Genomic DNA, 20,968 nt, shown 5'->3' with positions numbered 1-20,968 from the left:
ATGAAAAACCTTTTAAAAAATTATTATAAGCTTCATCATATTTTTTTCAGACAATAATCTTCTGGCCTTTGAATATTCTATTATTGCTTTTTGAACATAACTTTCCTCATATAAATCACCATAACATTTTAAAATCTCAAAATTTTGATTTAATTTCTCTGATAAGGCTTTTAACCCAGGTATAATTATTCTTCTTGCATACGGTGAAATATTGATTATATTATTTTTTAGTGTATTGAAAACTTTTTTTGATTTATCAAAATTATTCATTCTTGAATACAACAACACAAGTTCATATCTTGAAAGTTCCTTTAGTATTGTTGTTGTTGTTGTTGTTGAAATAGAGTTATTTGCATAGTAAATAGCAGAAGAAAAATCCATCTCCCATTTTGATTTTAATAAAGAAATATAATATTTTAATGAAATATCGTTAATATTACTTTCAATATAATTCACAATTGGTTTTGAAAAACTTCCGTACTCGACTATATCTATAATCTTTTTTAGAAACATATTATTAATCTTCATATATTATCACCAACCAAATAGTTACATAATTTACAAAAATTTAAAATCATAATTCTTGCTATTTTTTAGATTGTGAAATAAAAAGAATTAGTATATAAAATATACTATTAAAATGTATTATGCAATTCACAAATAATGTTACAAAAAACTTTATAACATAAATGTAATTTTATCGTAAAAACAAAACCCTGATAAATAAAGCTTTGTTAACATTATAGTAATAGTTGAAAATCATGTTAGAATTGCTAAAATAAATAATAATTGGGAGGTGATGGGGATGAAAAAAATTATAGTATCAATATTAATTATACTTTTTCTATTCTCAAATATACTATATGCTGAAGATGATTATGATTATTCATCAACCAATTCATCAAATCCTCAAATTCAAACTGAAATTTATGAATAAAAAACATCTCTAGACTCAATTGTTTTATTAACATTATAACATATGATTTTTTGTAATACAATGTGTTTATAAACTAAAAAGTTAATTATATTCTTATCTATTTTTAAAATTTTGTGAATTTAAAACTTAAATTTTATTATTAATTATTTTTGACTAATTTTCTAAATTTTTATTTTTGTAGAAGGAGGATTATAATGGACGATTTTATACTAAATAAGAAAATTGAAATATGTAAATGGATTTCATGGCAAATTTATGATAATTGTGTTTATGTTATAGATGAAAGAACTGAATATATATTTTTATTAGATGATATAGCATATGAATTTTGGATTTATTTGATAAAGTGTGAAACTATAAAAAAGAGTTTGATAAATTTAAAAAACAAATTTAATTTTATCTCAGATAAATTTATTCAAAAAGATTTTATAGATTTTGTTAAAGTTCTTGCAAATCAAGAAATTGTAGAGGTGGTTTGAGGATATATGATGAGAATTCTTTTTCTTATCAAAATATTGTCCAAAAAGCTTATAATGAAAGAATTCCATTAATTGCAACTATTGAAATATTAAATTTATGTAATTTGAAATGTTTACATTGTTATATTCCAGAACATAATAACATGGGATTAGAATATGAATTTATTATTCATTTATTTAAGCAATTAAGAAAGCTGGGAACTTTTGAATTAGTTCTAACTGGTGGAGAAATTTTTCTTAGGAAAGATATAATAGATATTGTAAAAAGGGCTAGGGCTATGGGATTTCGTGTAACTTTACTAAGTAATGCTACAATAATTAATGATCAACAAATTAAAAGTCTTTCTGATTTATTTATTACGGAATTTTCTACAACTATTTTTTCATTAAATGAAAAAATTAATGATATGATTACAGGAGTAAAAGGATCTTTAAAAAGAATATTATCAAATATTATGAAAATGAAAGAACAAGGTATCAATATAGAAATTAAAACCCCTTTGATGAAACAAAATAAAGATTCATACAAAGAGTTACAAGAATTTTGTATAAAAAATGGATTTAAATATTCACCAAATCCAATAATTATATCGAAAACAAATGGTGATGAAACTCCTAAAAAAAATTCTCTTGATTTTAATGATTTATTAAAGTTTTATAAAGATATTCCAATTCAAATAGAAAAGGGAATTTTTAAAAATAACAATTCAGACGATCTTTGCCCTAATTTAAAATATAGTATATATATAGATTCTAATAAAAATGTATATCCTTGTAATTCTTTTTTATATAAAATTGGAGATTTAAAAAAACAAAATTTAAAAGATATTTGGTATAACTCTAACAAACTCAAATATATATATTCTTTAACAAAATATGATTTAAAAGATTGTAAAACTTGTTATTTAAAAGATTTTTGTAATAGATGTCCAGGGTTCGCTTACTCTGAAGATAACACCTTTTTAGGTTGTTCGTCTCTAGATAAAAGAAATGCAGAAGTATTTAAATATTTATGCGAAAAGGAAGGGAGGTGAAAAAATGAAATATAAAAAACCTATTATAAAAGTATCAAAAATAGTTGTCCAAACTCAGGGATGTAAAGGTGGAACTTGTAACGGAAAATCAAGAAGTGTATTTTTTTAAATTAGGAATCCTGCAGGCAAATAGCCTGTAGGAATTAGTTTTATAAAGGAATATAAAAATGGAAAATATAAAATTATTATTTAAATACATTATAATATACTCTTTTAAAAAATCACCATTATTATCAATAGGATATTTTATTATAGAAACATTGAGCTATGCTATGCCATGGATAAGAATAATAATTACAGCATTATTTATTGATGCTGTTCAAATTTTTATTAATAATAAAACCATAGATAAAAAATTCATATTAATATCTTTTTTGTTTTTTATGATGTTCTTAATAAATTATTTTATAAATCTTATATCAAAACAAATTTATATCAGAATATCTAAAAAAGTAGATAATCAATTTGAAAAAGATATTTTAAAGAAAAATGCAAAACTAAGATATGACATATTAGAAAATCATGAAAATTATGAATTAATTGAAAGAATATATGATAATTCTGAAAATGCAATAACAATTGGATTAAATGAAATAAGTGCATTTATAAAAATAATAGTAGAAATATTATCAATATCAGCAATAATAATAAAAAGTAGCATACTAATAGGAACCATAGTGCTTATATTATTAATACTAATGGCGATAATAGGTTATTATAGTGGAGAACGCGAATATGAATCATATACAGAATCTATGAAGTATTTTCGTAAAGCAAAAGTTTATGATTTAATGTTAAATACGGGTGAAATGGCAGATGAAAGAGTATTATTCGATTATGGCGATAATATAGCAAAAAAATTTGAAAATTTATATGAAAAAGCTAGAAGAATAGATATTAAAGCAACAATGAAAAATATTGCAAGAGTAAAAATATTAAGTATATTAATGGCTGTATTAGCTTTTGGTATTTCGGCAAGTTTATTATTCGTTTTAAAATCTGGCAAAATAAGCTCAGGAATGTTTATAAGTATAACAGGTGCTGTATTTAATTTAATACATCCAATGTCCTGGACATTTTCAAATATAGTAAAGGATTTAGTAAGACGTATAAATTATATAAAAGATTATCAAAAGTATATAAAATTACCAGAGATAGAAAAAGATATATATTTAAAAACGAAAAATATTAAAGATATAAAAGCAATAGAATTTAAAAATGTGTCATTTAAATATCCAAACTCAAATAAATGGATATTAAATAATATTAATATTAAGTTAGAAAAAGGAAAAACATATGCGTTTGTAGGGGAAAATGGAGCAGGAAAAACAACAATAATAAAATTATTACTCGGACTATATGAAGAATACGAAGGTGAAATATACATTAACAATAAAAAGCAAAAAAACACAAATATAGAAGAATGGTATAAATATTTTTCTATTGTTTATCAAGACTATACAAAATATCCTTTAACTTTAGAGGAAAATATAAAAATAGGAGATGTAAAAAAGAATAATAATGAACTATATAATAATATAATTCATTTAACTGGTGTAGATAAAATAATGAAAAAATTACCAGAAAAAGAAAAAACTAAACTGGGATACATTAATGGGAAAGGTTATAACTTATCAGAAGGTCAGTGGCAAAAAGTAATTATGGCAAGAGCTTTATATAGAGATGCTCCAATACAAATATTTGATGAACCAACATCGGCACTTGATCCCATAGCAGAAAGAGAAATATTTGAAAGATTTTTTTCTGTACCATATAAATCGATAAAGATTTTAATTACACATAGACTAGGTGGAATAAGATATGCAGACGAAATAATAGTTTTTTCAAATGGAAAAATCATCGAAAGGGGAACTCATGATGATTTAATTAGAAAAGAAGGTGTATATTATGAAATGTTCGAAAAACAAAGAAGATGGTATGGTGAATAATACAACAAAACTATTCAATGTATTTATTGATATTGCTAAAATATCTCCTATAAGATTTTTTTTGCAATACATGTTTTCAATAGTTGATGCGATATCTTTAGGCATGGTTACAGTTCAAATGCAAAAGGTGTTCGATAATGCTATTAAATACTTTAATAATAATAGTGAATACAAAATGATATTATTAAATCTTATATATTTGATGTTTTTTGCTATACTATCAGAAGTTTCAAGTGGAATATCAGAGTATTTTGGAGAATATTATCATGATATCACATTAAAAACTGTATTAAAAAACTTAAATTTAAAAATTTCAAAAATTTCACCAAATTATTTTAATGTTCCATATAATAGAAATATAATTAATTCTGCAATAATCGGTGCTAAATCAGTAAGGGGTTTATTAAATATAATAATGGATATATTATTTTTGTATATTCCATATTATATATTTATAGAGCTATACATGATATCCTTAAATCCTTTATTAGGTATAAGTATATTATTTATATTTGTCCCAACAATAATTTCACAAATTATAAAGAAAAAGTATTATGAAAAACTTGAAGAAACACATGCCCCTTTGAGAAGAGAAAAAGAAATATATTCATCATATATAAAAAATAAAAATTATTTAAAGGAAACACGTACATTAGGAGCAACCAAATATATAATTAATCTATTTAAAAAAACTAACTATAATTATTATGATTTAAAATTGATCTATCAAAGAAAGTTAAATAAAATAGAAGCCTTATCAAAATTAATAAATATAATTGGGTATATGAGCATTTTAGGGTTGAGTATATATTTAATAATAAATAATAAAATAACGGTTGGAGCATTCGCAGCTGTATATGCATCTATCTCAAATTTATTTGGATTGTTTGAAGAAATATTTGAATATAGGCTGCAAAATGCTGTAGAAATATTTGTAAAAGTAAAAAAATATATAAACTTTTTAAATTATGACGAAAAATTGAAAAATAGGAAAAATGCTATAGATGAAATATCAAATATAGAATTAAAAAATATATTTTTTATGTATCCATCAGGGAAAATGGCAATTGAGAATATTAATTTAAAAATAGAAAAAGGAGATAGAATAGCAATTATAGGTAAAAATGGGGCTGGAAAAACAACGTTATCAAAATTAATATTGGGATTATATAGTCCTCAAAGGGGAGAAATATATTATAATGGAATAGCTTCTTCTTTGTTATCTTTAGATTCAATAAGAAGAAGAGGAACTGCTGTATTTCAGAATTTTAATAAATATAAGATTTCTTTGAAAGAAAATATATCTGTTAGTGATATGAAAAATGAAAATAATGAAGAAAAAATAAAAGATACATTGAATTATGCAGGAATAAATTATAATAATAAAAAATTTATTAATGGCATAAATACAATATTATCAAAGGAATTTGATGGTGTAGAACTTTCAGGTGGTCAATGGCAAAAAGTAGCAATAGGAAGAGGAATTTTTAAAGATTATGATATTATAATACTCGACGAACCAACAGCAGCACTCGATCCGATAGCTGAAAATGAATTATACGAAAAATTTGAAGAAATAAGCAAAGGAAAAATAGCAATAATAATAACACATAGATTAGCTTCTATAAAGTATTGTAATAAGATAGTGATTATGGATAATGGAAAAATAATTGATATAGGAACTCATAAAGAGTTGATTAATAGGTCAGAATATTATAGAAATTTATGGTATGCTCAATCGGAATTATATATAAAGAATAAATAAAAAATTTATTTTGAAATGAAGAACTATGAAAAATATACAAAAAATTTCTGGAACAGGCGAAAAAAGTATATTTAATAGATCAATTGTTATCTAATATTTCAAGGAATTTGTTATCAGCAATATTTTATCTTTTTATTATTTATAGAGGAGTTAAACTTGGTGATGCAGGAACATTATATGCTATGGTAAATATTTTTTTCTTAATAAAAATGCAGCTGTATTCTGCAATGGGTATATGGGATGTATTAAGAAGTGGTATAATTGCTGCAAAGCAACTAGAAGAAAATATTGGGTGATTATTTAGTAAAAAATCGTAACATGCAATTTTTATGTAAAAGTCTTAACAATGTATATAAAGAATAAATGAAAAATCTCTTCCTGATATTTTTTCAGGAAGAGAATTTTTTATATAAACGTCTATTTATGCAATATTAAGCAGTCTAACTTCAGTAAATCATTCTTTACCGAAGTAAAGAGATATTCTTAAAACGTTTATTCATAAGGTTTTTGATAAAAATAAAGATATTTACTTTATTTACTATCAACTCATATAAAAGTTTTGAAATATTTAATACAGACTATATTATACATTGTATATATCATATATAATGTATATATCATTTCAATTATGTAGTTTAATTTTCTATTTGAATTTTTATTTATATATCCATATAAAATATATATTATATTGTATATTGTTATTTTTAATTTATATATCCATATACGAAACATATACATCGAAATATCACATATCATTTGCATATTATGATTTATATTATAGTATGTGTTATATATTTCATATTACATTATAAATTTAATATCCCATTAAGTAAATCCATATTGTTCTTATTATATATTTTATTTAATAATATACATTATATATAAATTATACAATATATAATAATTAAAGAAATAAAAGATGTCCTTGTGGAGAAATGACAAACATTATATCTCAAAAACAATTAATAAATATAGCAAAAATACTCATAAAATAGCTATTTTGTGCATTATTAAAGGCTTTTTCTTAACTTCGGTAAATTTTGATTTACCGAAGTTAAGACATAAAACAATTTTTATTAATTTAGGATATTTTTTATCAAACTAAAAAAATCGCTTATAATAAAAAGAAAATATCAAATACGATTAATTTATCATCAAAAACATTATAAACCCCTTATATCGCCTAATTCTTTTTAAGAATAAATTACTTAAATATTACGTAACATTTAACAAAAACCTTAAGCTTAAAGAGTTGTTTTATCTTTTAAATTAATCTCTATTTTTATTTTTTTCTTATATATGATATAATATAATTGAAATTTGCAAAAGTTATCTTTGCTAAATATAACTTTGCAAAATTTATCTTTGTATTTTTGGAGGTAATAATATGAAAATGATTAATAGAAAAAAAGAAAAAGAATTCTTATTAAAAAAAGCAAAGACTAATAAAAGTGAATTAATAGTAATATATGGTAGGAGAAGAGTTGGAAAAACATTCTTATTAGAAAATACATTTAAAAATGTTCTTTTTTTTACTGCTGATCTTTCTAATACATTACATTTAATAGATAGATTTTCAAAAATGATAATATCTGAAATGGGTACCTTGCCCACAAATATAAAAGTTACATCTTGGGATGATTTTTTTGGATTATTAAAAGCGTTATTAATGCAAAAAAAATATGATGCTATAATTTTTGATGAATTTCAATATATTCCTCAACAAGACCCTGCATTTATTTCAATTTTTCAAAGATGGTGGGATTTAGAATTTAGTAAAAAGAATATAAATATAATATTATGTGGTTCTTATAGTGGTATGATGGAAAAGATCGCTTTAGAACATAATAGTCCATTATACGGAAGAAGAACAGGTCAATATAAGATTATGCCTATGGATTTTTTTGATTCTGCAAAATTCCTATTAAATTATTCTATTGAAGACAAAATATTTATTTATAGCATCACAGGAGGTATTCCATTATATTTAAATGAATTTGTAGAATACAATAATTCTAACAATGCATTAAAAAATAAAATCTTTACTCCTGGAGAATTTTTAGTAGAAGAAGGTAAGTTTTTAACAATGGAAGAATTCAAAAAAGATCCATCAAATTATTTTTCTATAATGAAAGCTATTGCGGATGGAAAGACAACTCCTAATGAAATTTCCAATTTTAGTGGCGTTGAAAACAGAAAAATATCCACTTATTTATCAAAGCTTCTTGAAATTGAGCTAATAAAAAAAGAGTTACCTTTTTCTATAAAAAAAGCGAAGAAAAAGCCTTTATATTATATTGATGATGAATATATTAGATTTTATTTTAAATATATATATCCTAATATTGATCTAATATATAGAGAACACGGTGAAAAGATATTAAATAAAATTAATAGCGAAAAAAGTATGTATATATCTTTCACCTTTGAAAAAATAGCTAAACAGTATGTAGAAAGAATTGAATCTCCTCAAATTATAGGAAAATGGTGGGATAAAGATATTGAAATAGATTTAGTAGCAATACATGAAGAAAAATTAATTGTTGGTGAATGTAAATATACTAATAAAAAAGTTGATGATAGAGTACTCCAGAAATTACAATTAAAGACCTATAAAATGCTTGATGAAATCAAATTTGAACCCAAAGAAATAATATATTATTTATTCTCAAAATCAGGATTTGAAAATATTAGCGAGTCTAAGAATATTAAACTAATAGATTTAAATACATTAAGTGAAATAATAAAAGATTAATTCCATATATTGACATTTATAATAATTAAGTATATAATTATACTGTCCAGTATAATACTGATTGGTATAATACTGGATAGTATAATTTTTGAGGTGATATTATGAAATTTTATAATAGAAAAAAAGAAATTTATTTTTTTGAAAATAATATTATTAATGAAAAAAATAAAAAATTTGTTGTAATGTATGGAAGAAGACGAATTGGTAAAACAACTTTAATTAAAGAAGTATTTAAAAATAAAAAGAATGTTTTATATTATTTTGTTGAAGTAAAAAAAGAAGAAACATTACTTATAGATCTTAGCTTATCTTTTTCAAAAGCTATATATTCTAATTGGTATGATCTTTTTTCAGATTTATTTGTGAAATATGATTATGTAATATTTGACGAGTTTCAAAATTTTTTCAAAGTTAATCAAGAAATATTATATTCACTTCAACATGCCTGGGATGAAAATAAAAACAATACTAAATTAATAGTATTAGGTTCTTATGTTGGAATGATGAAAAAAATATTTACTGATAAAAAAATGCCATTATATGGAAGAAATGATTACATTATGAAAATAAAAGAATTCCCATTAAAGGATTCAATAATTATGCTAAAAGATTTTGGATATAATATTATAGAAGCTTTTGAAATTTATGCTATGATAGGTGGAATACCAAAATATTTGTGGTTATTTGAAAAAAAGAAAAGTTTAAAGGAACTTATATATGATATTTTTCTTGATGATTTTTCTCCTTTAAGAGAAGAAGCAAAAAACATATTGATTTCAGAATTTGGATCAGAACATAAATCTTATTTTTCTATACTTGAAACATTAGCTGGTGATATAAAAACAAGTTCAGAAATAGCAGATATTTCAGGAATACCTATTACTAATGTCTCTAAATATATAAAAGAGTTGTCTGAGATATATGAAATTATTTCTAAAAAAACTCCTCTATTGTATCAAAAAAAGAAAAACATGAAATATGCTATTATAGATAATTATTATAACTTTTATTTCAATAATATATACAAAAATTACTCTCTATTAGAGTTTTCTCCAGAAAAAGCTTTAGAAAAAATATATAATAATTTTTTTATATATATGGGGTTCCAATTTGAAGAAATTTCAAAAAAGTTTATTATTGAAAATCCAGAAACATTTGGATTTATTCCAGAAGAGATTGGATCAACTTGGGGAAGAGTACCATATGAAAAAAGTGAGTCATTTGATATTGATATAGTTGCAAAAGATAAAAACAATATTCTATTTGGAGAATGCAAATGGACTAATAAAAAAGTAGGTATTGAGGTATATGATAAATTAAAATTAAGAAGTGAATTTATAAAAACTAATTTAATAAATAAAAAATATGTAATCTTTTCAAAAAGTGGGTTTACTCAAGATTTATTGAATTTGAAAAATGATAACTTATTTTTATTTACTCCAGGAGATATGGGAAATATTATGTTCGAATAAATAAAAGAACTTCCTAAAATTGGAAGTTCTTTATTTATTATATTTTATTGTTTTAAAAATAATAAAATGTGGTTTTTTATTTAATTTATTAAAATTTTTTTTATCTTGTTTTTTAAACTCATTTATAGGTTTTGGTTCTATGATTTTTTCAATCAAAAAATTATTATTATATATACTATTAGAAATTTTATTAAAAGATCTATGATAAAAATATACCGGAATCTTATTTATTACATCTTCAAGTAATATTTCTTCAAAATAATTTTCTAAACTAAAGTATAAATATGTCATTATAGGATGATGAATGGAAAATATTAACTTCCCATTTGGTTTCAATATTCTACTTAATTCTTTTAAAGTAAAATCTAAATCTTTCACATAATGTAAAGTTAAAGAGGATATAATTAACTCAAAATAACTATCTTCAAAATTAAGTTTTTCATTTAAATTTGCGACATATACTTTAGCTTTATCACCAATTCTCCTTTTAGTTGATTCAACCATTTTCTCTGAAAAATCTATAGCAATAACTTCTTTTGCTCCATTATTTATGAGCCATTCAGTATAAAAACCAGCTCCACAACCTGCGTCTAATACTCTTAAATCATTTACACTTCCAATTGCATTTATCATTGCTGGCCTTTCGTAATATGCATTAAAAGCTTTTGTATCTACATCCTTTGCATAATGTTCTGCTAATTTATCATAATTGTTTCTTAATTTTCTTTCCATAGTAAATTCTCCTTTCTGCATTTTTTATTATTATATCATTTAATAGTATAAATTAAAATTACATTATATGATATAATATAGAAAAATAAAATCTGGAGGAATATTATGAGCAATATGTTAGAAGAGATTATTAAAGAAATGAATGAAAATTATAATGAGAAGAAAGCTAAAGGAAATTATAAGTTCTTTCAAACACATCCTGGAGGATATGGTGAAGGTGATGAATTTTTAGGATTAACTGTTCCTATACAAAGAAAAATAGCAAAAAAATATAAAAATTTACCTTTAGAAGATGTTGAAAAACTTTTACAGTCAAAATATCATGAACATAGATTAACTGCTTTATACATTTTAATTCTTAATTTCAAAAAGCTAAAAGAAGAAGTAATTGATGTTTATTTAAGAAATTTAGATATAGTAAATAATTGGGATTTAGTAGATTCCTCAGCACCATATCTATTAGGTCCTTATTTAGAAGATAAAGACAGAAGTATTTTGTATGAATTAGCTAAATCTGATAATCTTTGGAAACAAAGAATTGCAATTATAACTACATTATATTTTATAAAAAATAATGATTTTGAAGATGCTTTAAAAATAAGTGAAATGCTATTAAACCACAAACACGATTTAATCCATAAAGCTGTTGGATGGATGCTACGAGAAATTGGTAAAAGAGATAAAAAAGTTGAAGAGGAGTTTTTAAAAAAATATTATAAAAATATGCCAAGGACAATGCTTAGATATGCTATTGAAAAATTTCCTGAAGAAGAAAGGCAAAAAATTCTTAAAGGTACATGGTAAAAAAGTTCCCTCACAGGGAACTTTTTAATCTATTTCAAAAAATAACTCGTGTATATTTCCATCTGGATCTGCAAAAAATGCAGTGATTTGATTCCATGGCATTTTTTCTGGTGGCCTAATAGATTTACCTCCCATAGAAATGATTCTACTAAATTCTTTATTTAAATCATCTAAATTATCACATTCAAATGCTAATTCAAACTGTTGTCCTTTGGGTTTTATCAAATATTCATCAGAAAATTCATGCATAACTTCTCTTGAACATAATGCAAATCTAACACCATCATTATTAAATTCTACATAATTTCCTAAATCTAATTTTATTTCAAATTTCATAGTTTTTGAATAAAAATCTTTCATACTTTCAATGTTATCTGTCCATATTGTAATTAAATTTATTTTTGGTATCATTAATATATCCTCCTATTTTCTTGATAATTAATTATATCATATATAGGTGATTTATTATGAATATATTAGATTTGAAAGAATATATTAAAGGAAAAAGAGTTTTGCATACAACTCATAAATTATCAGATTGTGATGGAATAGCCTCAATATATTGGGGAATAAACGTATATGGAGGAGATTATTATATTCCACGTCCTGAGTTAAGAAGCGGAGAAGGATTATTAGATTATCTCAATTTAAAAACTGATAATAACATAAACGTTGATTCGTATGATATTTATTTTATATATGACACTTCAAATTATGAAGATATTGATTTTATAAGTTTAGAAAATAAAGAATATGTTATTTTTGACCATCATAGTAAAATAAATGAAGATTTTGTATCTAATTCTGTTTTTGCATATATCAATAAGGCAAGCGCAAATGTTATAAATTTATATGAATTATCAATAAAAAATTCCATCCATTTAAAGGATGAAATTTTATTATCTTTTGCGACTGCTTTATATACTGATACGTTAATGTTCAGAACTGCTCGCGAAAAAGAATTTTATTATTTTTCAAAGTTTATAAAAAATAAAAAATTTGAAGATATACTCAATATAATATATTCAAAAAACATAGATCAAAAAGATTTTATTAATTCATTAAAAGATTTAAAATTTTATAAAATAAAGGATCTAATAGTTTCTGTAGGTAATTTCAATAATGTAAATCAATATCAAGCTTTTCTCGATGGATTATTAGACGTTTTAGGTATAGATGTTTCTATAGGTATATTACCTTTGGGAATTAAAGTACAGGTTAAGAAAATTCATGTTCAAAAAGTATATCATCAATTACTAGTACCCTTACAAAAAAAGTTGAATATAAAAAAACAACAAGGTATATGGCTAAATTTTTTTGATTATAGATCAATTTTAAATGCATTAAAAAGTTATAAATGAGATATATTAATAGAAATAATATAAAAAACTTTTTTAATCCCCTTTCAATGATTCATCTAATGTTCCATCTGGTAACATCCAATCTTCATGATATTCGCCATTTTCCTCTTTCTGATACCTAATACATTCTTTCCAATTTCCTTTGCAATAATTTTCTATCCATTTTTTATCAATTAACCCTTTTTCGTAATATCTTTTCATAGGACATACAAAATACCATTTGCATTGCTTCATAATATAACTCCTTTCAAATAAATTATAATATATATATTATATTATTATGTTTATTAAAATTCACTCAAAATAAAATAAATTCATGTTATAATTATGTATAAAAATCTTATACTGAGGAGGGGAAATATGCAATTTCATGAAATTACAAATAATGTATTTTATATTAGTGATAATACAAATATTGGAGTTATTAAAATCAATGACAATAATGATGTGTTAATTGTGGATAGTGGAAGCGATGATTCAAAAGGAAGAAGAATAGTAAAAACTTTAAAGGATAACGGCTTTCATGCAAAATATATTATCAATACTCATATGCATGCAGATCATATTGGAGGTAATCATTATATACAAAAACATTTTCCTGAAGTAAGAATTTTCGCTTTCAGATCTGAAATCAGTATGATAGAAAATCCCATTTATATGCCTTATTTTTTATATTCTGGTGCTTATCCAATTAAAGATTTAAGAAATAAATTTTTACTTGCTAAATCTTCAAAGGTTACTGATGTTATTGATGATGAAGAAAATAAAATAAATATAGAAAATAATTTAATAAACATAATACATTTAGATGGTCATACAGAATTTCAAAAAGGAATATTATTTGATGATGTTTTGTTTTGTGGAGATGCTTTAATTTCAGAAGAATTACTTGAAAAACATAAAATACCCGTCAATGTAAATATAAAAAATGCTAAAAACACTCTATTAAAACTTATGGAATCAAATTATTCTTATTATATCCCATCACATGGAACATTATTAGAAAATATATCGGAGCTTGCAAAATCGAATTTAAAAAGAATAGAAGATATAGAAAATAAAATTCTTGATTATATCATAAAGGAACATTCGACAGAAGAAATAGTTTCATATATGCTTTATGTATATAAATTAGACATTAATAATGCTATATTATATTACTTATATAACACAACAATAATGGCATTTTTGAGCTATTTAAAAGATGAAAAAAAGATAGATTTATTTTTCAAAAATAACAAGGCATTATGGAAATCTATAATATAAAAAATCAAATTTTCCTTGCTATATAAAATACGTATCCATAATAATCAGAATATTTTTTATACATTTCAATTTCTAGTTTTATATCATTAATAATATTTTCAAATTTATCATTATTTATATATTTATTTTTTAATCCTTCAATTCTATTTAATAGTGGATTATAATAGTTATCCCACCATGCATATTCATCTGAAATAAATGTCTTTCTTACTTTAAAACCTTGTTTTTCAATAATTTTTATATTTTCACTAATATAATTAATTTCTGGATAATTATTTTTCCAATATTCAAGTAATTCTTGAGGCGGACTACTTTTTAGCCAAGATATATGAGATACTACCATATATCCGCCTCTTTTTAAATACTCTTTGTATTTGTTATATCCTTTTTCTAAACCTATTATATAAATCGCACCTTCAGACCATATTAAATCAAAAAAATCTTTTTTAAAATTTAATTCTTTCATATCTCCTTGAATAATTATTATATTATTTGTATTTATTTTCTTTTCTAATTTTTCTAAATACTGATTATAATAATCAATAGCATATACAACACCATTTGACAACTTAGATAATTTTATAGTTTGACTTCCAGAACCACATCCAATATCTAGAGTTACTGGATTTTCAGGTATAGTTATATATGAAAATGCTTTTTCTGTAAAATAATCATCTCCAGGCCCTTCACGTGGAATTTCATTAAATATATCCAAAAATATATTATCCATTTTTTTGCTCCTTACACCAATCATATGCTTCTAATAATGCTACTTTTAAAATATCCAAATCAAGATTTTCAACTTTTTTAAATCTTATACAACTTTTACCAACATTTACTTTTCCAAGTTTTTTTCCATATAATTCTGGTAATGTTTTCCCATTTTTCCATATAGTAATATACAAACTAATATTATTTTTTTGAGGAGTAAGACCTATTAATGGGAATAACCCTTCATATGTTGTAGTCTTATACGGAACTTCACCATATGATAACATAGTAATACTTTTTGATGAATATAAATATCTTTTGATTTTTGGTAAACGATTGATAATATAATTATCCAAAAAGATAATGTCGTCTTTTCTATCCCCACATTTTTCAATAAATTCTTCTATAGTTTTTGCTTCTATTTTCATTTTTTTACCTCCTCCAACTCATTATATCATGATATAATGATATTAGAGTTTTTTAACTTAATTTTTATTATTTATTTCACATTATATGATATAATAATATTAAAAATGAAATTAATACAATTAGGAGGGATATTATGGATAATATTTTAAACATCACTGATTCTGTATATTATGTTGGGGTTAATGATAGAGACACCCATTTATTTGAAAATATGTGGCCTTTACCAAAAGGAGTTTCATATAATTCTTATATAATAAAAGATGAAAAAACTGTATTATTTGATACAGTAAAAACCACTAAAACTCATATTTTTTTAAATAAAGTTGACAAAATATTAGAAGGGAAAAAGTTAGATTACCTCGTTATTAATCATATGGAACCTGATCATTCTGGATCTATAGTTGAAATATTAAGAGCATATCCAGATATTAAAATAGTTGGAAATAAAAAAACATTTGAATTCTTAAAAGCATTATATGGGATAGATACTAATTTACTCGAAGTTAAAGATGGAGATGAATTAGACTTAGGAAAGCACAAACTAAAATTTTACTTAACTCCTATGGTTCACTGGCCTGAAACAATGATGACATATGATGAAACTGAAAAGATTTTATTTGCTGGGGATGCTTTTGGTGGATTTGGGACATTAGATGGTGGAGTTTTTGATGATGAAGTTGATATAGAATATTATGAAAATGAAATAAGAAGATATTATTCTAATATTGTTGGAAAATTTGGACCAATGGTTCAAAGAGCTATGGCAAAATTATCAGGATTAGAAATTAAAATTATAGCTTCAACACATGGCCCGGTATGGAGAACAAATCCTGGAAGAATAATTTCATTATATGATAAATGGAGTAAATATGAAACTGAAGAAGGTGTAGTTATTGCATATGGTTCAATGTATGGAAACACAGAAAAAATGGCTGATTTCATCGCTAGATGTTTAGCAGATGAAGGAATTAAAAATATAAGAGTTATGAATTCTTCAGAAGTTCATGAATCATTTATTATAAACGAAATTTGGAGATTCAAAGGCGTATTATTAGGTACAAATACATATAATAATGGTATATTCCCAAGAATGGAGAATTTAATTATAAATTTAGAACATAAAGGAATTAAAAATAGAGTATTTGGAGTATTTGGCACATATGGTTGGAGTGGTGGAGGAGTAAAAGGTATTGTAGATTATATTAAGAAAAATAAATGGGAAATGGTTTGTGATCCAGTAGAAGTACAATTCTCTGCTCATGAAGAACATTATGAAAAATTAAGACAATTAGCTAAAGAAATGGCAAAAAGAGTTAAAGAAAATTAATATAAATATATTACGCCTTGCTTCTGCAAGGCGTAATTTTTTTCTTCATAAAAAATCCCCTTTTATTTTGATTATTTATAGTGATATTATACAAAAATAAAAAACAAAAATGCGTGACTAAAATTACGCTGTATTTTCTAAGAAAATTTTAAGTATATTCTAAGTTTTTTTTAAGAAAAATACTTTATTATTAAATTAGATAAGTCAAAAAATGGGGGTGTGTTTATGAATATGAATTATGAAATTAATGTTGAAAAATATCATAATAAATCAAAAAAACTTGATGTAATCATAGGAGTTATAGAAAAAGTAGAGAAAATAAATAATTCAAAATATTTATTCCATGTTTATATCAAAGATAAATTTAATAATATTTATAAAACAATGGTAAATTCAAGGCATACTGGGTTACTAATTCCTAATAAAGAAATAACTGTTGAAGGAATTTCTATAAAATTCAAGGATTATTATAAACTTATATCCTATAAAATAACATATAATGGCAATAAATTTTCAACTGCTTTTTAAAATAAAAAATGGGTATTAGAACACTAATACCCTAAAATTTTTCGTATTTATTCAAAAAGGAGAGACAGTATTTTTAATCTTCATTTTTTAAAATTTTACATAATTCAGGAACTATATCTATTGAAATTTCTTCACCTTCATCATAAATTTTCTTTAAACTAGGATTATCTATTTGAACCATTATTTCTCCAAAATCGGTATCAATAAATGATTCAATTGTATTTCCAAGATAAACATTTATTTTTACCTTTCCATTTATTAATCCTTTTTTTGGATCTTTTAAAACTAATGATTCTGGTCTGGCCATTAATACGTTGCCTGAACCAATTTCTACATTTGATTCATATTTTGGAATCTCTAAAATTTTTCCACGAAAATCAATAATACACTTGTTTTCTACAATATCTTTTACTTCAACATCAAAGAAAGCAACTTTTCCAACAAAACCAGCTACAAATTTTGAATTTGGATTTTCATAAATAGTATTAGGAGTTCCTATTTGTATAATTTTTCCATCTTTCATAACAATTATTCTATCTGATAAACTCATAGCTTCTACTCTATCATGAGTAACATAAATTGCTGTAATTCCTAATGATTTTTGTATTCTTCTAATCTCTATTCTCATTTGTTCCCTTAAAAGCGCATCTAAGTTTGACAAAGGTTCATCCAATAACAAAATGGAAGGTTCTACAATAATAGATCTTGCTAATGCTACCCTTTGTTGCTGACCACCTGATAATCTTGATGGAGCTCTATTAGCAAGATCTTTTAATCCAACCATGTCTAAAGTGCTTAAAACTTTTTCTTTAATTTCTTCTTTTGACAATTTCCTGAGTTTAAGGCCATAAGCTACATTATCAAATACTGTCATATGCGGAAATAATCCATAACTTTGAAATACTGTAGCTGTATCTCTTTTATTTGGTGGAAGATAAGTGACATCTTCATTACCTATATATATTTTTCCTTTTGTGGGTAATTCGAAACCTGCAACCATCCTTAATGTTGTAGTTTTTCCACATCCAGAGGGACCTAATAAAGTAATTAATTCACCTGGTTTTATTTCAAAATTTGAATTATTTACAGCAATTACTTCTGTATTGTATTTTTTGTCGTAAAATATTTTAGTAACATTTTCCAATCTTAAAGATACTTGTTTTTTTGTCATATTTCCACCTCTCACTGAGAAACTGTTTTTTCTAAAGTTTCACTTTCTCTAACTAATAATCTCATTATTCCAAATGCAGCTAATACAATTATTATTAAAGTTGTAGCTAAAACACTTGCTAATCCAAATCTTAAGTTTTCAGAGAAATTATATATTAATACAGTAATATGATACCATTTAGCTGAAATCAAGAATATAACAGCACTAACAGCAGTCATTGATCTAACAAAAGTATATGATAAACTAGAAATAAATGCAGGCCTTAAAAGTGGTAATACTACTGTTTTAAATACAGTTGGAACATCTGCACCTAAATCTTGAGCTGCTTCTTCTATTGAAGGATCAATTTGTCTTAGTGCTGCAACTCCTCCTTCTACACCAACAGGTAATTCCCTAATAATATAGTTTATAACAATAATTGCTCCTGTGCCGACTAAAATAATAGGTGGCTTATTAAATGCTAAAATATAACTAATACCTATTAATGTACCCGGAATAGCAAAAGGTGCCATAATCAATATTTCAAAAATACGCTTTCCACTAAACCTTTTCCTTACTAAAATCAATGCAGTCATCATAGCAAGTATACCAGCTATAGGCGTTGCGAGACTTGCAAGAGTTACAGTATCTGTTATAGCATCTTTTCCTCTTTGAAGTGCTTCTTTAATATTCTCTAATGTGAATGTATAATCAATTCCCCAATTCTTTACGAAACATCCTGCTACAATAGTTCCATATAATGAAATTAAGAATATTATGATAAAAATCATTAAAGTTACTAAAGTTATTTTTACTGGTTTTGAAACCAATTCTGTTATTCTTGGTGATGGTTTTCCTGTTACTGTTACAAATGACTTTTTTGATACCCAAAATCTTTGAACCAAAAAAGCGGTTATTGTAGGCAATAACAACAATATAGACAAAGCTGCACCATTTCCTAATCTATTCATACCAGTAACTTCTAAATACGCTTCAACAGATAATACTCTATAATTACCTGATAAAATCAAGGGATTTGCAAAATCTGCTAATGAGTTGGTAAACACTAATAACCACGCACTTAATATTCCAGGCATTGAAAGAGGTAATGTTACCTTTAAAAATGTTTTTAATTTAGATGCATTTAAATCAAGCGATGCATCTTCTAAAGTAGAATCAATAGAATGTAGTACACCAACCATGGTTAAATAAGCTATCGGAAACATTCCCATTGTTTGAACTAAAGTTAATCCAGTTAAACCATATATACTAAAATTATGTAAACCTAATATTTTTTTCGTAATTAAACCATTATTCCCAAATAATAGTAATATCGACAATGTTAAAGAAAATGGTGGGGAGATAACAGGTAATGTCGCCATAGTACTAAAGAATTTTTTACCTTTAATTCCTGTTCGCGCTAAAACAAATGCAAATAAAAATCCTACTAAAGTAGATAAAGTTGCTGTAGAAATTCCTAATTTAATACTACCCCAAAAAGCACTTAAATATTGTTTAGTGGTAAGTATTCTTTTCCATATCTCTAAGGAAAATTCTCCGTTTTTTATAAACGTCAATCTTACAGCTTCAAATAAGGGATAAGCTGTAAAAAGTGCTACTATAATAAATATAGTTAAGATTATGAAATTCATTACAGGATCTCTTGAAAAGTTTATTATTCCATATAGCAATGCAAATATAATTATTATAGAATACATAAAAATATTCACTAGTCTATAAAATTTCATATATCCATCCATTTTGAAAAAGAATACACCTATTCCTAAAACATCATAATCATCATTTATGATAGGAGCAAAAATAATTCTATATTTTGAATTATTAAACTCATAATCTTGTTTTGAGAAGTAAAATTCACTATATTCGGCACTTTCAATTCCTTTTTTAAAGTCTTCAGAATTATAATTTTCTTTATAAAAATTATATAAGTCATTATCATCATAATAATCAGTTGTTTCAAAAAATCCAGGCAATCCATTAATATAGATTATCTTTAAATTCTCATTTTCTTCTTCATATTTTTTTATCCATTTTTTATAATCTGCTCCATCTTGAGGAATTGATCTGGATATAATATGACTTGTTTTTAAAAAATTATCATTTAAAACAGAATTATAGGATTTTTTTACATTTGAAAATATCCAGAAATCTAATACACTGACAAAAATTAGCAGTATAATGAAATAGACTACTTTTCTTTTAGTAAACATATTTTTCAACTCCTGTACAGTATTTTAATTTAGGCGGC

At 23.9% G+C, this 20,968-nt stretch carries 21 protein-coding genes; 13 read left to right on the top strand and 8 right to left on the bottom strand.

All coding sequences use genetic code 11. The features are described from left to right. Positions 1-12 precede the first annotated feature (12 nt). Positions 13-528: a hypothetical protein gene (locus JRV97_RS11260; RefSeq protein ID WP_280998942.1), complete on the bottom strand. Its 516-nt coding sequence runs from the start codon at positions 526-528 to the stop codon at positions 13-15. Between the two features lie 277 nt (positions 529-805). Here JRV97_RS11260 and JRV97_RS11255 point away from each other — a divergent pair, with 277 nt between their 5' ends. The 8 genes from JRV97_RS11255 (at position 806) to JRV97_RS11220 (ending at position 10,391) form a co-directional block, all read left to right on the top strand. Beyond that, a complete protein-coding gene (locus tag JRV97_RS11255) occupies positions 806-937 on the top strand; it encodes a hypothetical protein (RefSeq protein WP_280998940.1) in 132 nt (43 codons plus the stop codon). A gap of 194 nt (positions 938-1,131) precedes the next feature. After that, positions 1,132-1,416, top strand: coding sequence for a hypothetical protein (locus JRV97_RS11250; RefSeq protein ID WP_280998939.1), 285 nt, complete (start codon positions 1,132-1,134; stop codon positions 1,414-1,416). Continuing rightward, positions 1,413-2,450 carry a radical SAM/SPASM domain-containing protein gene (locus tag JRV97_RS11245; RefSeq protein WP_280998936.1) on the top strand — a complete coding sequence of 346 codons (1,038 nt, stop codon included), beginning with the start codon at positions 1,413-1,415 and terminating at the stop codon, positions 2,448-2,450. Before JRV97_RS11250 ends, JRV97_RS11245 begins: the two co-directional genes overlap by 4 nt. A gap of 167 nt (positions 2,451-2,617) precedes the next feature. Then, positions 2,618-4,399, top strand: a complete 1,782-nt coding sequence (locus tag JRV97_RS11240) for an ABC transporter ATP-binding protein (RefSeq protein ID WP_280998934.1) — start codon at positions 2,618-2,620, stop codon at positions 4,397-4,399. Next, the gene (locus JRV97_RS11235) at positions 4,359-6,164 is read left to right on the top strand and encodes an ABC transporter ATP-binding protein (protein ID WP_280998932.1); all 1,806 of its coding nucleotides are present in this window, start codon (positions 4,359-4,361) and stop codon (positions 6,162-6,164) included. The genes JRV97_RS11240 and JRV97_RS11235 overlap by 41 nt, the downstream gene beginning before the upstream one ends. 107 nt (positions 6,165-6,271) lie before the next feature. After that, on the top strand, positions 6,272-6,460 hold the full coding sequence (locus JRV97_RS11230) for a hypothetical protein (RefSeq protein ID WP_280998930.1): 189 nt from the start codon (positions 6,272-6,274) through the stop codon (positions 6,458-6,460). 1,091 nt (positions 6,461-7,551) lie between these two features. Next, positions 7,552-8,919, top strand: a complete 1,368-nt coding sequence (locus JRV97_RS11225; RefSeq protein ID WP_280998928.1) for an ATP-binding protein — start codon at positions 7,552-7,554, stop codon at positions 8,917-8,919. Positions 8,920-9,020: 101 nt separating this feature from the next. Then, positions 9,021-10,391: an ATP-binding protein gene (locus tag JRV97_RS11220; RefSeq protein ID WP_280998926.1), complete on the top strand. Its 1,371-nt coding sequence runs from the start codon at positions 9,021-9,023 to the stop codon at positions 10,389-10,391. 30 nt (positions 10,392-10,421) lie between these two features. On the opposite strand, the gene JRV97_RS11215 is transcribed toward JRV97_RS11220, so the two are convergent. Beyond that, entirely contained in the window at positions 10,422-11,123 is a 702-nt protein-coding gene (locus tag JRV97_RS11215) for a class I SAM-dependent methyltransferase (protein ID WP_280998924.1), read from the bottom strand. 114 nt (positions 11,124-11,237) lie between these two features. On the opposite strand from JRV97_RS11215, the gene JRV97_RS11210 reads away from it, so the two are divergent. Beyond that, a complete protein-coding gene (locus JRV97_RS11210; RefSeq protein ID WP_407081600.1) occupies positions 11,238-11,927 on the top strand; it encodes a DNA alkylation repair protein in 690 nt (229 codons plus the stop codon). A 24-nt stretch (positions 11,928-11,951) separates the two neighbouring features. On the opposite strand, the gene JRV97_RS11205 is transcribed toward JRV97_RS11210, so the two are convergent. Continuing rightward, positions 11,952-12,338, bottom strand: coding sequence for a VOC family protein (locus JRV97_RS11205; RefSeq protein WP_280998920.1), 387 nt, complete (start codon positions 12,336-12,338; stop codon positions 11,952-11,954). A gap of 56 nt (positions 12,339-12,394) precedes the next feature. Between JRV97_RS11205 and JRV97_RS11200 the strand changes: the two genes are divergently transcribed. Continuing rightward, positions 12,395-13,288 (top strand): DHH family phosphoesterase, encoded by an 894-nt coding sequence (locus tag JRV97_RS11200; protein ID WP_280998918.1) that lies wholly within the window; start codon positions 12,395-12,397, stop codon positions 13,286-13,288. A gap of 33 nt (positions 13,289-13,321) precedes the next feature. Here the strand turns inward: JRV97_RS11200 and JRV97_RS11195 are convergent, their stop codons facing one another. Then, positions 13,322-13,522 carry a hypothetical protein gene (locus tag JRV97_RS11195; protein ID WP_280998916.1) on the bottom strand — a complete coding sequence of 67 codons (201 nt, stop codon included), beginning with the start codon at positions 13,520-13,522 and terminating at the stop codon, positions 13,322-13,324. Between the two features lie 126 nt (positions 13,523-13,648). Here JRV97_RS11195 and JRV97_RS11190 point away from each other — a divergent pair, with 126 nt between their 5' ends. Further along, a complete protein-coding gene (locus tag JRV97_RS11190; RefSeq protein WP_280998915.1) occupies positions 13,649-14,554 on the top strand; it encodes an MBL fold metallo-hydrolase in 906 nt (301 codons plus the stop codon). 4 nt (positions 14,555-14,558) lie between these two features. Here JRV97_RS11190 and JRV97_RS11185 read toward each other — a convergent pair whose 3' ends face one another. Together JRV97_RS11185 and JRV97_RS11180 are read right to left on the bottom strand one after the other, a co-directional pair. Then, positions 14,559-15,284, bottom strand: coding sequence for a class I SAM-dependent methyltransferase (locus tag JRV97_RS11185; RefSeq protein ID WP_280998913.1), 726 nt, complete (start codon positions 15,282-15,284; stop codon positions 14,559-14,561). Next, on the bottom strand, positions 15,277-15,693 hold the full coding sequence (locus JRV97_RS11180) for a hypothetical protein (protein ID WP_280998911.1): 417 nt from the start codon (positions 15,691-15,693) through the stop codon (positions 15,277-15,279). The genes JRV97_RS11185 and JRV97_RS11180 overlap by 8 nt, the downstream gene beginning before the upstream one ends. Positions 15,694-15,827: 134 nt before the next feature. Here JRV97_RS11180 and JRV97_RS11175 point away from each other — a divergent pair, with 134 nt between their 5' ends. Further along, positions 15,828-17,021: an FprA family A-type flavoprotein gene (locus JRV97_RS11175; RefSeq protein WP_280998909.1), complete on the top strand. Its 1,194-nt coding sequence runs from the start codon at positions 15,828-15,830 to the stop codon at positions 17,019-17,021. Between the two features lie 225 nt (positions 17,022-17,246). After that, entirely contained in the window at positions 17,247-17,549 is a 303-nt protein-coding gene (locus JRV97_RS11170) for a hypothetical protein (RefSeq protein ID WP_280998908.1), read from the top strand. A gap of 73 nt (positions 17,550-17,622) precedes the next feature. On the opposite strand, the gene JRV97_RS11165 is transcribed toward JRV97_RS11170, so the two are convergent. After that, positions 17,623-18,720, bottom strand: coding sequence for an ABC transporter ATP-binding protein (locus JRV97_RS11165; RefSeq protein ID WP_280998907.1), 1,098 nt, complete (start codon positions 18,718-18,720; stop codon positions 17,623-17,625). An 11-nt stretch (positions 18,721-18,731) separates the two neighbouring features. Continuing rightward, the gene (locus tag JRV97_RS11160; protein WP_280998906.1) at positions 18,732-20,930 is read right to left on the bottom strand and encodes an ABC transporter permease; all 2,199 of its coding nucleotides are present in this window, start codon (positions 20,928-20,930) and stop codon (positions 18,732-18,734) included. Positions 20,931-20,968 lie beyond the last annotated feature (38 nt).

Origin of the sequence: Marinitoga aeolica (assembly GCF_029910535.1) — a bacterium.
Classification (GTDB): domain Bacteria; phylum Thermotogota; class Thermotogae; order Petrotogales; family Petrotogaceae; genus Marinitoga; species Marinitoga aeolica.
This window is presented reverse-complemented; position numbering and strand designations above follow the sequence as displayed.

Excerpts from the sequence above, each read along its gene's own strand:
- JRV97_RS11260 (WP_280998942.1), bottom strand. The coding sequence starts at position 528 with ATGAAGATTAATAATATGTTTCTAAAAAAGATTATAGATATAGTCGAG.
- JRV97_RS11255 (WP_280998940.1), top strand. The coding sequence starts at position 806 with ATGAAAAAAATTATAGTATCAATATTAATTATACTTTTTCTATTCTCA.
- JRV97_RS11250 (WP_280998939.1), top strand. The coding sequence starts at position 1,132 with ATGGACGATTTTATACTAAATAAGAAAATTGAAATATGTAAATGGATT.
- JRV97_RS11240 (WP_280998934.1), top strand. The coding sequence starts at position 2,618 with ATGGAAAATATAAAATTATTATTTAAATACATTATAATATACTCTTTT.
- JRV97_RS11235 (WP_280998932.1), top strand. The coding sequence starts at position 4,359 with ATGAAATGTTCGAAAAACAAAGAAGATGGTATGGTGAATAATACAACA.
- JRV97_RS11225 (WP_280998928.1), top strand. The coding sequence starts at position 7,552 with ATGAAAATGATTAATAGAAAAAAAGAAAAAGAATTCTTATTAAAAAAA.
- JRV97_RS11220 (WP_280998926.1), top strand. The coding sequence starts at position 9,021 with ATGAAATTTTATAATAGAAAAAAAGAAATTTATTTTTTTGAAAATAAT.
- JRV97_RS11215 (WP_280998924.1), bottom strand. The coding sequence starts at position 11,123 with ATGGAAAGAAAATTAAGAAACAATTATGATAAATTAGCAGAACATTAT.
- JRV97_RS11210 (WP_407081600.1), top strand. The coding sequence starts at position 11,238 with ATGTTAGAAGAGATTATTAAAGAAATGAATGAAAATTATAATGAGAAG.
- JRV97_RS11205 (WP_280998920.1), bottom strand. The coding sequence starts at position 12,338 with ATGATACCAAAAATAAATTTAATTACAATATGGACAGATAACATTGAA.
- JRV97_RS11200 (WP_280998918.1), top strand. The coding sequence starts at position 12,395 with ATGAATATATTAGATTTGAAAGAATATATTAAAGGAAAAAGAGTTTTG.
- JRV97_RS11195 (WP_280998916.1), bottom strand. The coding sequence starts at position 13,522 with ATGAAGCAATGCAAATGGTATTTTGTATGTCCTATGAAAAGATATTAC.
- JRV97_RS11190 (WP_280998915.1), top strand. The coding sequence starts at position 13,649 with ATGCAATTTCATGAAATTACAAATAATGTATTTTATATTAGTGATAAT.
- JRV97_RS11185 (WP_280998913.1), bottom strand. The coding sequence starts at position 15,284 with ATGGATAATATATTTTTGGATATATTTAATGAAATTCCACGTGAAGGG.
- JRV97_RS11180 (WP_280998911.1), bottom strand. The coding sequence starts at position 15,693 with ATGAAAATAGAAGCAAAAACTATAGAAGAATTTATTGAAAAATGTGGG.
- JRV97_RS11175 (WP_280998909.1), top strand. The coding sequence starts at position 15,828 with ATGGATAATATTTTAAACATCACTGATTCTGTATATTATGTTGGGGTT.
- JRV97_RS11170 (WP_280998908.1), top strand. The coding sequence starts at position 17,247 with ATGAATATGAATTATGAAATTAATGTTGAAAAATATCATAATAAATCA.
- JRV97_RS11165 (WP_280998907.1), bottom strand. The coding sequence starts at position 18,720 with ATGACAAAAAAACAAGTATCTTTAAGATTGGAAAATGTTACTAAAATA.
- JRV97_RS11160 (WP_280998906.1), bottom strand. The coding sequence starts at position 20,930 with ATGTTTACTAAAAGAAAAGTAGTCTATTTCATTATACTGCTAATTTTT.